Origin of the sequence: Franzmannia qiaohouensis, assembly GCF_031451695.1 — a bacterium.
GTDB classification, from domain to species: domain Bacteria; phylum Pseudomonadota; class Gammaproteobacteria; order Pseudomonadales; family Halomonadaceae; genus Franzmannia; species Franzmannia qiaohouensis.
The window spans coordinates 348,867-361,816 of record NZ_JARWAM010000001.1 but is presented as its reverse complement, the minus strand read 5'-3'; the positions used below and the strand labels follow the sequence as shown (position 1 = coordinate 361,816).

Sequence of the window (12,950 nt, the reverse complement as noted above, 5' to 3'; positions counted from 1 at the left end):
ACGGGATGGTGTCGATCGAGACAGCCGACAGTCAGCGAGAGGTCTCCACTAAGCAAGTGGATGTACGTCAGCATACGGAGATTGGGGCCGCCCGTATGTTGCTGGGCGCACACTGCAAGAGAAGATTCCTGCCTTCATCTGAGCATGCCATGGACGCGGGTCGGAACCACGCAACGCTGGCCTGTGCCCGGCACGACGCGTGCCGAAACATGACGCCGAGCGCTGCGGCCACGTATAATGCCTGGCCTCTAGCCACTCGCCTTCTGCTCCGGAGCCGCTATGTCCCAAGGCACGCTGTTTATCGTTTCCGCGCCCTCCGGCGCCGGCAAGACCAGCCTGGTGCGGGCGCTGCTCGAGCGCCTCGACGGCCTGCAGGTCTCGGTGTCGCATACCACCCGCGCCATGCGCCCCGGTGAGCTGGACGGCGTCAACTACCACTTCGTCGAGACCGCCAGCTTCGAGGCGATGATCGAGCGTGGCGATTTCTTCGAGCATGCCCGCGTCTTCGACAACTACTACGGCACCTCGCGGCCGGCGGTGCAGGCCCTGCTCGCGGCCGGTACCGACGTGATCCTGGAGATCGACTGGCAGGGCGCACGCCAGGTCCGCGAGCAGGTCGCCGAGGCCGAGTCGGTGTTCATCCTGCCGCCGTCGCTGGCCGCCCTGCGCCAGCGCCTGTCATCCCGCGCCACCGACGACGAGGCGGTGATCGCGCGGCGCATGCGCGATGCGGTCAGCGAGATGTCACACTACGACGAGTACGATCACGTGATCATCAACGACGACTTCACCACGGCGCTCGACGACCTCGAGGCGCTGGTGCGCGCCGCCCGCTCGCGACTGGCCCGTGTCCGCGAGGCACAGGCCCCGCTACTGCAGGCGCTCTTGTCAGGGAGCGAGGCGGTCGAGTAGACTCTTCTGTCCTCCATAGCATCGAATGGCCAATTTGGCCGTTCCTTCGCCATTTCCGCCCTACATCGAAGTCAGGTACCTGCACATGGCGCGAGTCACCGTTGAAGATTGTCTCGAAAACGTCGAAAACCGGTTCAAGCTGGTGATGATCTCCACCCAGCGCGCTCGCCAGCTGGCTCGCGGCTCACGCGACGCCCTGCTGCCGTGGGAGAACGACAAGCCCACCGTGATGGCGCTACGCGAGATCGCCGCCGGCAAGATCGACGAGAACGTTCTCGACGAGCCGGTGGAAGCCGCACCGGTTCGGGTGCGTCGCGAGCCGGAGATGGGCGAAGAGTGATTCGTTGACCACCCGGGGATAGGCGCGCTGCATGTTCACCATAGATGACCTGGCCGACCGCCTCGGCGGCTATCTTCCCCCTGAAGAGATCTGCCAGGTCAAGCGCGCCTTCTACTACGCCGAGCAGGCCCACGACGGCCAGCGGCGTCGCTCCGGCGAGCCCTATGTGACTCACCCGCTCGCCGTGGCCAATATCCTCGCCAATATGCACATGGACCATCAGAGCCTGATGGCCGCCATGCTGCACGACGTGATCGAAGATACCGGCGTCTCCAAGGAGGCCCTCGGCGAGCAGTTCGGCGAGGCGGTGGCCGAGCTGGTCGATGGGGTCTCCAAGCTGACCCAGATCACCTTCGAGGACAAGGCGGTCGCCCAGGCCGAGAACTTCCAGAAGATGGTGCTGGCGATGTCCAAGGACATCCGCGTGATCATCGTCAAGCTCGCCGACCGCCTGCACAACATGCGTACCCTGGGTGCCCTGCGCCCCGACAAGAAGCGCCGCATCGCCCGCGAGACGCTGGAGATCTACGCCCGCATCGCCGGCCGGCTGGGCATCAACACCATCCGCGTCGAGCTCGAGGATCTCTCCTTCCAGGCCCTGCATCCGATGCGCTCGGAGCGCATCAAGCGTGCCGTGAGCAAGGCCCGCGGCCATCGCCGCTCGACCATCCGCCAGGTCCAGAGCAGCCTGCAGAAGTGCCTCGACGACGACGGCCTGCCGGGCACCGTGATCGGCCGCCAGAAGCACCTGCTGTCGATCTACAAGAAGATGCGCGACCAGCGCAAGCCGTTCGCCGAGATCATGGATGTGTTCGGTTTCCGCATCATCACCGACGACGTCGACAGCTGCTATCGCATCCTCGGCGCGGTGCACAACCTCTACAAGCCGGTGCCGGGGCGCTTCAAGGACTATATCGCCATCCCCAAGGCCAACGGCTACCAGAGCCTGCACACCACCCTGTTCGGCAGCGGCGGCATGCCCATCGAGGTGCAGATCCGCACCCGCGAGATGGAGGCCATGGCCAACAACGGCATCGCCGCCCACTGGCTCTACAAGGCCGGCCAGACCGAGCGGCCGATCGCCGCCGGCAGCCACGCCCGAGCCCGCGAGTGGGTGCGCGGCCTGCTCGAGATGCAGCGTCACGCGGGCAACTCCCTGGAGTTCATCGAACACGTCAAGAACGACCTGTTCCCCGACGATATCTACGTGTTCACTCCCAAGGGCGACATCATGGAGCTGCCCCAGGGCGCCACGGTGGTCGACTTCGCCTACAGCGTGCACACCGATATCGGCAACAGCTGCATCGCCTGTCGCATCGACCGCCACCTGGCGCCGCTGTCGAGCCGCCTGGAAAGCGGCCAGACGCTGGAGATCATCACTGCTCCCGGGGCGCGGCCCAACACCACCTGGCTGTCGTTCGTGATCACCGCCAAGGCGCGCTCGGCGATCCGTCATGCGCTCAAGAACCAGCAGCACACCGAGTCGGTGCAGCTCGGCCGGCGGCTGCTCAACAAGGCCTTGGCGGATTTCGAGACCAGCCTCGAGGAGCTGCCCGAAGGCCACCTCGCCACCCAGCTCGAGGCGCTGGGCGTCAAGCAGCAGGACGAGCTGCTGGAATCGATCGGGCTGGGTACGCGCATGGCCTATGCAGTGGCGCGCTGGCTGGTCGAGGCGCTGCAGGAGACCCCCGAGCCGCGCGGCCCGCGCGTCGTCGATGGGCCGATCGTGATCAGCGGCGCCGAAGGCATGGTGATCAACTTCGCGCGCTGCTGCCACCCGCTGCCCGGCGACCCGGTGATCGGGCATACCTCGGTGGGCAAGGGCATCGTGGTGCACCGCGCCGAGTGCCGCAACCTCGACGACCTGCGCAACGACCCGGAAAAGCTGTTCGCCCTCGAGTGGTCCGAGACCCAGGTGGCCGACTTCCCGGTGGCGCTGCGCATCCAGGTCGAGAGCCGCCGCGGCTTGGTCGCCGAGCTGGCCGGTCTGGTCACCGACGCCGATGCCAACATCGAGCGCATCGGCATCGAGGAGCGCGATGCGCGGCTGTCGATCGTCAATCTGACCCTGGCGGTACGCAACCGGGTGCATCTGGCACGCATCATCAAGCGCATTCGCAACCTGCCCCACGTCGGCAAGATTCACCGCGTCACCAACTGAACGCGACCCTTGGCCTCGCTGCGGTGCGCCGCAGCGGGGCCAGCGTCGTTAAAATACATTCATTACAATGCACCATATCGCACTACGCGAGGGAGACATCATGAGCAACAAGGCCGTGATCAACACCGACAAGGCGCCCGCCGCCATCGGCCCCTATTCCCAGGCCATCAAGGCCGGCAACACCGTTTATCTGTCCGGGCAGATCCCCCTCGACCCGGCCACCATGACGCTGGTTTCCGAGGACTTCGAAGCCCAGGCCCGCCAGGTCTTCTGCAACCTGCAGGCCGTCTGCGAAGAGGCCGCCGGCACGCTGGCCGACGTGGTCAAGGTCAACCTCTACCTGGTCGACCTCGACAACTTCGCCATCGTCAACAAGGTCATGGAGGAGTTTTTCACCGCGCCCTTCCCGGCCCGCGCCGCGGTCGGCGTCAAGGCGCTGCCCAAGGGCAGCCAGGTCGAGGCCGAGGCGGTGATGGTGATCGGCGACTGAGGCCGTTTTCCTGCTAATCGTTTCTGGCGTAAACTCGCCGAACGAGCCGCAAGTATTCAGGGACGAAACGCAGGAAAACCACATGAGACGAGTGACGCTTCATCGCCTGGCAGCCGCACTGCTGCCCGGTATCGTGCTGCTGGGCAGCCCCGTGGCCAGCCTGGCTGATGGCTATGCCACACTGGGCGCCACCAGCGAGGGCACCGCAGCACTGAGCCTGGGACTGGACCGCACCTACAGCCTCGCCCACTGGCACTCGCAGCTCGATCTGCGGCTGGCCAGCGGGCTGCTGCTGCTGCCGGGGGATGACGGCGACGACAACGCCGCCTGGACGCTGACCCCGGCACTGCGCTGGACCTTCGCCGGCGAGCGCGGGGTGTTCGCCGAGGCCGGTATCGGGGCGGCGCTGTTTCTCAACACTCGCCTCGAGTCACGCAACCTCTCCAGCGCCTTTCAGTTCGAGGATCGCCTGGCGGTGGGGATGCCGCTGGGCAGCGGCGAGCTCTCGGCGAGCCTGATCCACTACTCCAACGCCGGCATCAAGCGTCCTAATGACGGCTTCGAGACGCTATCCGTAGGCTACCGACATCCACTGTGAGGCTGACCCGAAAGGCAGCAAACGCCCCCTCTCACGTCGGCAGCTTCGAGACATTGTCCTTAGGCTACCGCCACCCCACTCCCTCTAATGAGTGGGCGCTGTGCGCTCAGTGCTACGCCTGCGCGGGCAGGAAACCGCCCTCCTTGAGCACCTGGGCGTAGCCCTCACGGTAGCTGGGGTAGCGGAACACATAGCCGCTCTCGCGCAGCCGGCTGTTATCACAGCGCTTGCTGGCACGGCGCCGCAGCGGCGACTGAATGGTCTCGGTGGACTCGACCTTGAGCTTGCCGGCCAGCCACAGCATCACCTCGTGCAGAGGCGCCGGCTCGCAGTCGCTGGCCAGGTAGAGGTCGTCGACCGGGGCCTGGTCGTGGGTGCGCTGGATCAGGTGCGCCAGCGCCCCGGCGCAGTCGTCGCGGTGGATGCGGTTGGAATACATCGGCGGGGCACCGGCGGCGATCCGGCCTTCGCTGACCTGGCGGATCAAACGGTCGCGTCCCGGCCCGTAGATGCCCGAGAAGCGCACCACGGTGCCGGGCAGCGGGTGGTCGAGCAGCGCCTGCTCGGCCTGGCGCATCAGGATCCCCGAGAAGCCGTGGGGCTCGGTGGGGCTGGTCTCGTCCACCACCTCGCCGTCCTGCTGGGCGTAGACGCTGGTCGATGAAACGAAGAACACCCGCTTGGGCGGGGTCTTGCGTCCGGCAAGTTCGCCAAGCACGGCGCGCAGGCCGTCGGGGTAGGCGGCGCGATAGGCCTCCTCCTCGAAGCGGTCGGCGCTGAGCACGTAGACCACGGTGTCGGCATTGGGCAGCTCAGTCAGCGCCGCCGGGTCGCTGATGTCCAGCGCCAGCGGCTCGATTCCGCTATCCTTGAGCGCCGCGATGGCCCCGCGGCGCACCCCGATCACCCGTTGGCCGGCAGCAATCAGCTGCTGTCCCAGGGTCATGCCGATGTCGCCACAGCCAATAATCAGTGTCGTCGTCTTCACCTTTCCCTCGCCCCTTGATAAAAAGTCCCTATTGGAAATTTGCTATCCATCTGCTCGAGAGGATGCCCACTGGCACCGCTATGACTCTAACAGAACTGCGCTACATCGTAACCTTGGCCCAGGAGCGCCATTTCGGGCGCGCCGCCGAGCGCTGCTTCGTCTCCCAGCCAACGCTCTCGGTGGCGGTCAAGAAGCTCGAGGAGGAGCTCGGCGTGGCGCTGTTCGAGCGCTCCAAATCCACCGTCCAGGTCACTCCGCTGGGCGAGCGGATCGTCGAACAGGCCCAGCGGGTGCTGGAGCAGAGCAGCGTGATCAAGGAGCTGGCCAACGCCGGCAAGGACCAGCTGGCAAGCCCCTTGCGCCTCGGCGCCATCTACACCATCGGCCCCTACCTGTTTCCGTACCTGGTGCCGGAGTTGGCACGCAGCGCGCCGCAGATGCCGCTGTATATCGAGGAGGGTTTCACCGCCGCGCTGCGCCGCAAGCTGCGCAGCGGCGAGCTAGATGCGATCATCGTGGCGCTGCCGTTCACCGAGTCCGACGTACTGACCAAGTCGCTCTACGACGAGCATTTCGAGGTCCTGATGCCCGCCGATCATGCGTGGACGGCCAAGGCCACCATCGACAAGGAGGACCTGCTCGAAGAGCGGCTGCTGCTGCTCGGCGAGGGCCACTGCTTCCGCGACCAGATTCTCGAAACCTGCCCAGCCATCAGCCATCAGCTCAACAGCCCCAGTAACACCCTCACCGCCGAGGGCGGCTCGCTGGAGACGATCCGCCACATGGTGGCCTCCAAGCTGGGTATCACGGTGCTGCCGCAGTCGGCGATCGGCACCGGCCACTACGAGAGCGGCGTGCTGACCAGCCGGCCGTTCACTCCCGAGGCACCGTCGCGCACCGTGGCCATCGCCTGGCGCGCCAGCTTCCCACGGCCCAAGGCCATCGATGCGCTGACCGACGCCATCGCCCGCTGTCGCAGCCAGGCCATCGCCGCCGCATGACACCCTTCGAGCAGCCGGTCACCGAGCTCAGCGGCGTCGGCGAGGCGCTGGCCGCCAAGCTGGCCAGGCTACGTATCGCCAGCCTGGCCGATCTGCTCTTCCACCTGCCGCTGCGCTACCAGGACCGCACCCGCATCACCCCGATCGGCACGCTGCGCGGCGGGGTCGAGGCGGTGGTCGACGGCGAGGTGGCGGCCAGCGACGTGATACGCGGCCGCCGCCGCAGCCTGCTGGTGCGGCTCAAGGATGGCTCGGGGATACTCAGCCTGCGCTTCTTCCACTTCTCGCCGGCGCAGCAGCAGCAGTTTCAACCCGGCACGCGGGTGCGCTGCTTCGGCGAAGCCCGCGCAGGCGCCACCGGGCTGGAGATATATCACCCCGAGTACCGCCTGCTCAAGCACGGCGAGGTGCCGGTGGACGAGCATCTGACGCCGATCTACCCGACCACCGAGGGCCTCAACCAGGCGCGCCTGCGCGGCCTGCTCAAGCAGGTGCTGACACGCCTGGAGGAGGACCCCGACGCCTTGCCCGACGGCATCCCCGATGCACTGCGCGAGCGCTTCCGCCTCGCCGGCCTGCACGAGTGCCTGCACTATCTACATCAACCGCCGCCGGACGCCGACCTGGAGCGCCTGGCCAGCGGCCAGCACCCGGCCCAGCGGCGCCTGGCGCTGGAGGAGCTGCTCGCTCACCAGCTGAGCCTGCGCCAGATCCGCCTGCGCATCCAGGCCGACGGCGCCCCACGTCTGCCCTCGGGGCGCAGCCTGCAGGCGCGCTTCATCACCCAGCTGCCGTTCACCCTTACCGCTGCCCAGCGCCGCGTGCTCGACGAGATCGGCCACGACCTGGAGCGACCGGCGCCGATGCTGCGCCTGGTGCAGGGCGACGTCGGCTCGGGCAAGACAGTGGTTGCCGCCATGGCCGCGCTGCAGGCCCTGGCCAGCGACTGCCAGGCAGCGCTGATGGCGCCCACCGAGTTGCTCGCCGAGCAGCACTTTCGCAGCTTCCGCGCCTGGTTCGAGCCGCTCGGCATCGAGGTGGCGTGGCTGGCCGGCAAGCTCAAGGGCAAGGCGCGCCTGGATACCAAGGCGGCCATCGCCGATGGCCGGGCGCGCATGGTGGTCGGCACCCACGCCATCTTCCAGGAGGATGTGCACTTTCAGCGCCTGGGCCTGGCGATCATCGACGAACAGCACCGCTTCGGCGTGCACCAGCGCCTGGCACTGCGCGAAAAGGGCGAGGCCGGCGGTCTGACCCCCCACCAGCTGGTAATGACCGCTACGCCGATTCCGCGCACCTTGGCGATGAGCGCCTACGCCGACCTCGACGTCTCGGTGATCGACGAGCTGCCCCCTGGGCGCACCCCGGTACAAACCGCCGCGGTGCCCGACGAGCGCCGCCCCGAGGTGGTCGAGCGTATTCGCCGGGCCTGCGCCGAGGGCCGCCAGGCCTATTGGGTCTGCACCTTGATCGAGGAGTCGGAGGCGCTGCAGTGCCAGGCCGCCGAGGCAACCCACGCCGAGCTCGGCGAGGCGCTGCCCGAGCTCGCCATCGGCCTGGTCCACGGGCGCATGAAGGCCGCCGACAAGGCCGCGGTGATGGACGCCTTCAAGGCCGGCGAGCTCGATTTGCTGGTCGCCACCACGGTCATCGAAGTCGGCGTCGACGTGCCCAACGCCAGCCTGATGATCATCGAGAATCCCGAGCGGCTCGGGCTATCCCAGCTGCACCAGCTGCGCGGCCGGGTCGGCCGGGGTGCCACCGAGAGTTTCTGCGTGCTGCTCTACCGCCCGCCGCTCTCGGCCCACTCCCGCGAGCGCCTGGGGGTGATGCGCGAAACCAGCGACGGCTTCCGCATCGCCGAGAAAGACCTCGAGCTGCGCGGCCCCGGCGAGGTGCTGGGCACCCGCCAGACCGGCCTGGCGCAGATGAAGATCGCCGACCTGGAGCGCGACCGCGACCTGCTCGAGCAGGTCAGCCCGCTGGCGCGGGCGCTGCTGGAGCAGGCCCCCGAGGCCAGCCCGCCGCTGATTCGCCGCTGGTTGGGCGAGGAAGCGGGGCGTTACGGGCAGGTCTAGGCGCCACCGGCCTGCGCGCGCCGACTTTGGCCCACGCTATCTGCTCAGGCTGCAGCGGCTGATGCCTCGGGCGCGGCGCCGGCGCCGGCCATCACCAGTCGATTGGCGGCCTCGCCAATCGGCACCAGCTGCTGGGCGATCAATCGCAGCTGGCTCTGGATCGGCCGGTAGGGCGCTTGCGCTTCAGCGGCCTCCGCCAGCGGCGCCTCGAGCCGCTCGAGCAGCACATTCACCTCGGCCTCCAGCGCCCGCAGCGGACGCCGCGCCGCCAGCGCCTCGGCGATCTCGCCGAGCAGGACGCCGATCTCGCGGGCCAGCGGCACCAGCGTGGCGTCATCCTCGTCGTCGGCCAGGCGGTGGCGATGCGCGCCCAGTGCCGAAAGGTGGCTGAGCAGGGTGTGGGAGAGCACCAGGAAGCGCAGCCCGTCGTCGGCCTCCGCCTTACGGTAGTGGCCCGGCTCGTGGAGCATGTTGGTCAGCACCGTAGACAGCGCGGCATCGGCATTGTGGGCGTTGCGCCGCGCCAGCCGGTAGGCCAGGTCGTCCTGCTTGCCGGCCTCGTACTGATGAATGATCTCGTCGAGGTAGCCGCGGCAGTTGGTCAGCACCTTGGCCGCCTCGCGGTTGAGGCGCCGGCCCTGCCAGTCGGGGAGGATGAAGAACACCGCCAGCCCGGCGATCAGCGCGCCGAGCAGAGTATCGAACAGCCGCGGCCAGATCAGGTCGAAGCCGTCGCCGACCTGGTTGAAGCTGCACAGCACCAGCAGGGTGATCGAGGCGGTGGCGATCACATAGTGCTTCTCGCGGTTGGCAAAGAACGCCACCCCGGCGATCACCGCGATCAAGCTCTGCACCAGCGGCTGCGGAAACAGCGTGATCGACGCCCAACCGACCACCAGGCCGAGCACCGTGCCGGTGATTCGCTGGGTCAGGAATCGCCGCGTGGTGGCGAAGTTGGGCCGGCATACGAACAGCGTGGTGAGCAGGATCCAGAAGCCCTGCTGCGGGTCGAGCCACTGCAGCAGCCCGTAGCCGGCGAGCAGCGCCAGCGGCAGGCGCAGGGCGTGGCGGAAGGTCGGTGACGCCAGCGTCAGGTTGAGGCGAATGCGCTCCCAGGCGTCTCTCAGGCTGCTCGGCGAGCGGTCGAACAGCGCATCGTCGCGGCGCGGCTCATCGGCATCCGGATTGTGGGCGCTGGCCAGCTGCGACTCCAGGGTGGCGAGGTTGTCGGCCAGCGCCTCGAGGGGGAACAGCAGCTCGCGCCACTCCGGTCGGCGCTGGTCGCGCAGGTTGTCGATCGAGGCGCGCAGATCCTCCAGCGCCTGCTCGCTCTGGCGGTGGTCGAAGCCGCGGTTGAGCAGCAGCGCCTTGGCCAAGCGCCGGCAGGCCAGGCCCTGCTGGTCGAGCAGCCGCTGGCAGCGGAACAGTACGTCGTGGTGGAAGAAGGCCTCGGTCAGGGCAGCATAGGGGTAGTGGGTGGAGCTGGCCCGTTCATGGATGTCCTGGGCGATGAAATAGATACGCAGGTAGCGGTTGAGCTTGCGGTCGCCGCGCTGGCCCTCGAGGCGCCGGAAGATCATCTCCTTGGCCTGGTTGAGGGCCTCCACTACCTTGCCGTTCTGACGCGCCAGCGCCAGCCGTCGCGCCTCGAGGTCGACGTCGCGCAGCGGCTCGAGCAGCGCCGACTTGAGCACCAGATACTCGCCCAGGGTCTTGTAGACCCGCGCCATGCTCTGCTTGACCGGCTGGCGCGAGAACAGCGCGCACCAGATCACCGAGATCAGCCCGTACCAGGCCGCCCCGGCCAGCAGCAGCAGCGGCTGGTGCCAGGGGCCGTCGTCGGGCACCCCGCCGTGATGCTCGATATTGATCATCGAGTAGATCGACAGGATCAGCGTGCCGGAGGCGATGGTGGCGTAGCGCTGGCCGATGGCGCCGAGCATGATCAGCACGAAGGTGGCCAGGCCCAGGCCGGCGGCGAACAGCCACGGCCAGGGGTAGAGCCACTGCACGCTGAACGAGGCCACGGCAAAGCAGGCCAGGGTCACCAGCAGCGCCTGCAGGCGCCCCTGCCAGCTGTCGTCGGTCTCCGACAGGGCGCTGGCGATGATGCCCAGGAACAGCGGTATCACCAGCGCCACCTCGCCCAGCCCCCAGCTGAGCAACAGCGCTCCGCTGAAGGCCAGGAAGACCCGCAGGCTGTAGGCAAACTTGTCGAGCGTCCACAGGCGACGCAGCGGTAGCGAGAACGTAGTCGGCATAGGGACGTTATACGTTAGTATAACGATGGCTGGCTAGCGTAGGCGTCAACGCGGCGTGCAGCCTAGAGATGTCTCAGCAATGTCTGCAACCGGGTCAGATCCTTGGAGTCACCGACCAGGCGTACCTTGCCGCTCATCATGCCGTCGAGAAAACGGCGCTGTGTCGGCTTGCGCAGCACCTGCACCGCGCTATCCGGATCGCTGAAGCGCAGCTCCAGATCGAGATCCACCGGCAGCCCCGAGGCCGTCTCGATACCGCGTGGTGACATCCGGTAGTGGCGCGCGATGGACAGATCTTCGGTGGCGATGCCCCAGTCGAGGCCGCGCATCTCGTCGAGCGCCTTGCGAAACGCCGGCTTGCGCCGCTGCGCTCGCTTGAGCAGCAGGCCGAGCAGCCACAGCATCAATCGAAGCTTCATGGTATGTCCTGGCGTGGAAGTGGGTCGCACAGATACGACGCCGACGGCCGAGGGGGTTCGGCACTGGGCGTCGCATCATCGGGCAGCATTACTTGGCGACGGCATCCTTGAGCGCCTTGCCGGGCTTGAAGGCCACGGTCTTGCTGGCCGGGATGGTCAGCGGCTGGCCGGTCTGGGGATTCTTGCCGGTACGTGCGGCACGCTCGCGCACGGTGAATGAGCCGAAGCCGATCAGTGACACGTCCTGGCCCTTCGACACGCTGCCGGTGATCTCGTCGAGAATGACGTTGAGCACCTGGCTGGCTTTGTCCTTGGATAGATCGGCACGCTCGGCAATCGCCGAGGCGAGTTCTGGCTTGCGCATATAGCCCTCCTAGTTTGGCATTGGCATAGCGGCATGGCCGCCGTGTTATTGTTCGCTAAAGAACATGTTTACAGTTTGGTTACGCGATGATGATAACTGCCTCGCAACACAACGACATTAGACTAGCAACGCCGGTGCCGCCCGCGCCAGTGCGACTTTCCGCCTGACGCAGGCGCCTGTCAACGCAAATCCGATCAAACGGCCGTCCTCGGCCTCGGCCAGAGCCGCCAGATCGGCGCCCTCGCCCTCGATGCGCCAGCGCGCCACCGGCTGGGTTGGCGGCAGTGCCACGCAGGGCAGCAGCGGGGTCTTGACCAGGATCGGCCAGGCGCCGTAGCTGACCTGAGTGGGGGTACCGGCAAGGGTCGCCGCCAGCGCCTTGGCGCTGGCCTGCAGCGGCTGCACGTACATCGCGTTGACGCCCGCCACGCAGGCCACGTCGCCCAGCGCGTAGATGCCCGGCTGTGAGCTGCGCAGCTGGCGATCGACGCGTATACCGGCGTCACTGACCGCCAGCCCAGCCTCGGCGGCAAGCCTGGTGCGCGGCGCCAGGCCGGTGGCCACCAGTACCAGATCGGCAGCGAGCGCATGGCCGTCGTCGAGGCGCACCGCCACCTGGCTGCCCTGCGCCTCCAGCGCCGTGAGGTGGCGCTCCAGATTCAACGCCATACCCGCCTCGCCAAAGGCTGCCCCCAGTGCCTGGCCCAGCGGCTCGGGCAGCAGCCGCGGCAGCGGGGTGGCCTCGGGGGCAATCAGGCTTACCGCATGGCCACCCGCGACCAGGTCGTTGGCAAACTCGCAGCCCACCAGGCCGGCGCCGATGATCGCCACCCGTGCCGGGCGTCCCAGTGCCTCTAGGGCGGCGTAAAAGCCGCGGTAGTCGTCGAGGTCGTTGATGGTGAAGACCCGCGTGGCAACCGCCTCGGGAATCGCAAAGGGCACCCGGGGAGCGGCGCCGGTGGCGATCACCAGCTCGCCATAGGGCAGGGTTTCCGCGCCTATCGACAGGCGGCGCGCAGCAGGGTCGATGGCCGTGACCCGGGTATGGGTTCGCACCACCACGCCGAGCTGGTCGGCCACCTCCAGCGCCGAGCGGGCCGCCAGGCGCTCCGGCGGCAGGCGCTTGGCGAAACCCGTGGAGAGCAGCGGCTTGGCGTAGTCGTCGCCGCTGTCGGCAGTGATCAGGGTAATCGGCCGCCGGGCGTCGCGCTCGCGCAGCTGGCGTACCAGGCCCAGCGCGGCCATGCCGCTGCCGATGAGGGTCAAGGGGACGTCCATGAAACTCCTGGGGATCGGGATCAGGCAACCGGGATCATTGGTCGCCCATGGTACACTACG

The 12,950-nt window shown here is 67.6% G+C and carries 12 protein-coding genes; 7 read left to right on the top strand and 5 right to left on the bottom strand.

What is annotated here, in order from left to right:
- Window positions 1-279 precede the first annotated feature (279 nt).
- The 5 genes from gmk to QC821_RS01690 all read left to right on the top strand — a co-directional run bounded on the left by gmk (window position 280) and on the right by QC821_RS01690 (window position 4,501).
- Window positions 280-912: a guanylate kinase gene (gene gmk / locus QC821_RS01710; protein ID WP_309716135.1), complete on the top strand. Its 633-nt coding sequence runs from the start codon at window positions 280-282 to the stop codon at window positions 910-912.
- Window positions 913-997: 85 nt separating this feature from the next.
- Window positions 998-1,252, top strand: a complete 255-nt coding sequence (gene rpoZ / locus QC821_RS01705) for a DNA-directed RNA polymerase subunit omega (RefSeq protein WP_089657954.1) — start codon at window positions 998-1,000, stop codon at window positions 1,250-1,252.
- A 31-nt stretch (window positions 1,253-1,283) separates the two neighbouring features.
- Window positions 1,284-3,413 (top strand): RelA/SpoT family protein, encoded by a 2,130-nt coding sequence (locus tag QC821_RS01700; protein WP_309716132.1) that lies wholly within the window; start codon window positions 1,284-1,286, stop codon window positions 3,411-3,413.
- A 100-nt stretch (window positions 3,414-3,513) separates the two neighbouring features.
- Window positions 3,514-3,903 carry a RidA family protein gene (locus QC821_RS01695; RefSeq protein WP_309716129.1) on the top strand — a complete coding sequence of 130 codons (390 nt, stop codon included), beginning with the start codon at window positions 3,514-3,516 and terminating at the stop codon, window positions 3,901-3,903.
- 82 nt (window positions 3,904-3,985) lie between these two features.
- Window positions 3,986-4,501 (top strand): acyloxyacyl hydrolase, encoded by a 516-nt coding sequence (locus tag QC821_RS01690; RefSeq protein ID WP_309716128.1) that lies wholly within the window; start codon window positions 3,986-3,988, stop codon window positions 4,499-4,501.
- Between the two features lie 112 nt (window positions 4,502-4,613).
- Here QC821_RS01690 and QC821_RS01685 read toward each other — a convergent pair whose 3' ends face one another.
- Complete coding sequence (locus QC821_RS01685) at window positions 4,614-5,489, bottom strand: SDR family oxidoreductase (protein WP_309716126.1); 876 nt, start codon at window positions 5,487-5,489, stop codon at window positions 4,614-4,616.
- An 80-nt stretch (window positions 5,490-5,569) separates the two neighbouring features.
- Here QC821_RS01685 and QC821_RS01680 point away from each other — a divergent pair, with 80 nt between their 5' ends.
- Both QC821_RS01680 and recG read left to right on the top strand, forming a co-directional pair.
- Window positions 5,570-6,490 carry a hydrogen peroxide-inducible genes activator gene (locus QC821_RS01680; protein WP_309716123.1) on the top strand — a complete coding sequence of 307 codons (921 nt, stop codon included), beginning with the start codon at window positions 5,570-5,572 and terminating at the stop codon, window positions 6,488-6,490.
- Window positions 6,487-8,568 (top strand): ATP-dependent DNA helicase RecG, encoded by a 2,082-nt coding sequence (gene recG, locus QC821_RS01675; RefSeq protein ID WP_309716120.1) that lies wholly within the window; start codon window positions 6,487-6,489, stop codon window positions 8,566-8,568. Before QC821_RS01680 ends, recG begins: the two co-directional genes overlap by 4 nt.
- 44 nt (window positions 8,569-8,612) lie before the next feature.
- Here the strand turns inward: recG and yccS are convergent, their stop codons facing one another.
- The 4 genes from yccS to QC821_RS01655 all read right to left on the bottom strand — a co-directional run bounded on the left by yccS (window position 8,613) and on the right by QC821_RS01655 (window position 12,890).
- Window positions 8,613-10,829, bottom strand: a complete 2,217-nt coding sequence (gene yccS, locus QC821_RS01670; protein ID WP_309716118.1) for a YccS family putative transporter — start codon at window positions 10,827-10,829, stop codon at window positions 8,613-8,615.
- A gap of 62 nt (window positions 10,830-10,891) precedes the next feature.
- Entirely contained in the window at window positions 10,892-11,248 is a 357-nt protein-coding gene (locus QC821_RS01665; protein ID WP_309716115.1) for a hypothetical protein, read from the bottom strand.
- Between the two features lie 88 nt (window positions 11,249-11,336).
- Window positions 11,337-11,612: an HU family DNA-binding protein gene (locus tag QC821_RS01660; protein ID WP_043531173.1), complete on the bottom strand. Its 276-nt coding sequence runs from the start codon at window positions 11,610-11,612 to the stop codon at window positions 11,337-11,339.
- A 117-nt stretch (window positions 11,613-11,729) separates the two neighbouring features.
- Window positions 11,730-12,890, bottom strand: a complete 1,161-nt coding sequence (locus tag QC821_RS01655) for an NAD(P)/FAD-dependent oxidoreductase (protein ID WP_309716110.1) — start codon at window positions 12,888-12,890, stop codon at window positions 11,730-11,732.
- Window positions 12,891-12,950: the final 60 nt, after the last annotated feature.

Excerpts from the sequence above, each read along its gene's own strand:
- gmk (WP_309716135.1), top strand. The coding sequence starts at position 280 with ATGTCCCAAGGCACGCTGTTTATCGTTTCCGCGCCCTCCGGCGCCGGC.
- rpoZ (WP_089657954.1), top strand. The coding sequence starts at position 998 with ATGGCGCGAGTCACCGTTGAAGATTGTCTCGAAAACGTCGAAAACCGG.
- QC821_RS01700 (WP_309716132.1), top strand. The coding sequence starts at position 1,284 with ATGTTCACCATAGATGACCTGGCCGACCGCCTCGGCGGCTATCTTCCC.
- QC821_RS01695 (WP_309716129.1), top strand. The coding sequence starts at position 3,514 with ATGAGCAACAAGGCCGTGATCAACACCGACAAGGCGCCCGCCGCCATC.
- QC821_RS01690 (WP_309716128.1), top strand. The coding sequence starts at position 3,986 with ATGAGACGAGTGACGCTTCATCGCCTGGCAGCCGCACTGCTGCCCGGT.
- QC821_RS01680 (WP_309716123.1), top strand. The coding sequence starts at position 5,570 with ATGACTCTAACAGAACTGCGCTACATCGTAACCTTGGCCCAGGAGCGC.
- recG (WP_309716120.1), top strand. The coding sequence starts at position 6,487 with ATGACACCCTTCGAGCAGCCGGTCACCGAGCTCAGCGGCGTCGGCGAG.
- yccS (WP_309716118.1), bottom strand. The coding sequence starts at position 10,829 with ATGCCGACTACGTTCTCGCTACCGCTGCGTCGCCTGTGGACGCTCGAC.
- QC821_RS01665 (WP_309716115.1), bottom strand. The coding sequence starts at position 11,248 with ATGAAGCTTCGATTGATGCTGTGGCTGCTCGGCCTGCTGCTCAAGCGA.
- QC821_RS01660 (WP_043531173.1), bottom strand. The coding sequence starts at position 11,612 with ATGCGCAAGCCAGAACTCGCCTCGGCGATTGCCGAGCGTGCCGATCTA.
- QC821_RS01655 (WP_309716110.1), bottom strand. The coding sequence starts at position 12,890 with ATGGACGTCCCCTTGACCCTCATCGGCAGCGGCATGGCCGCGCTGGGC.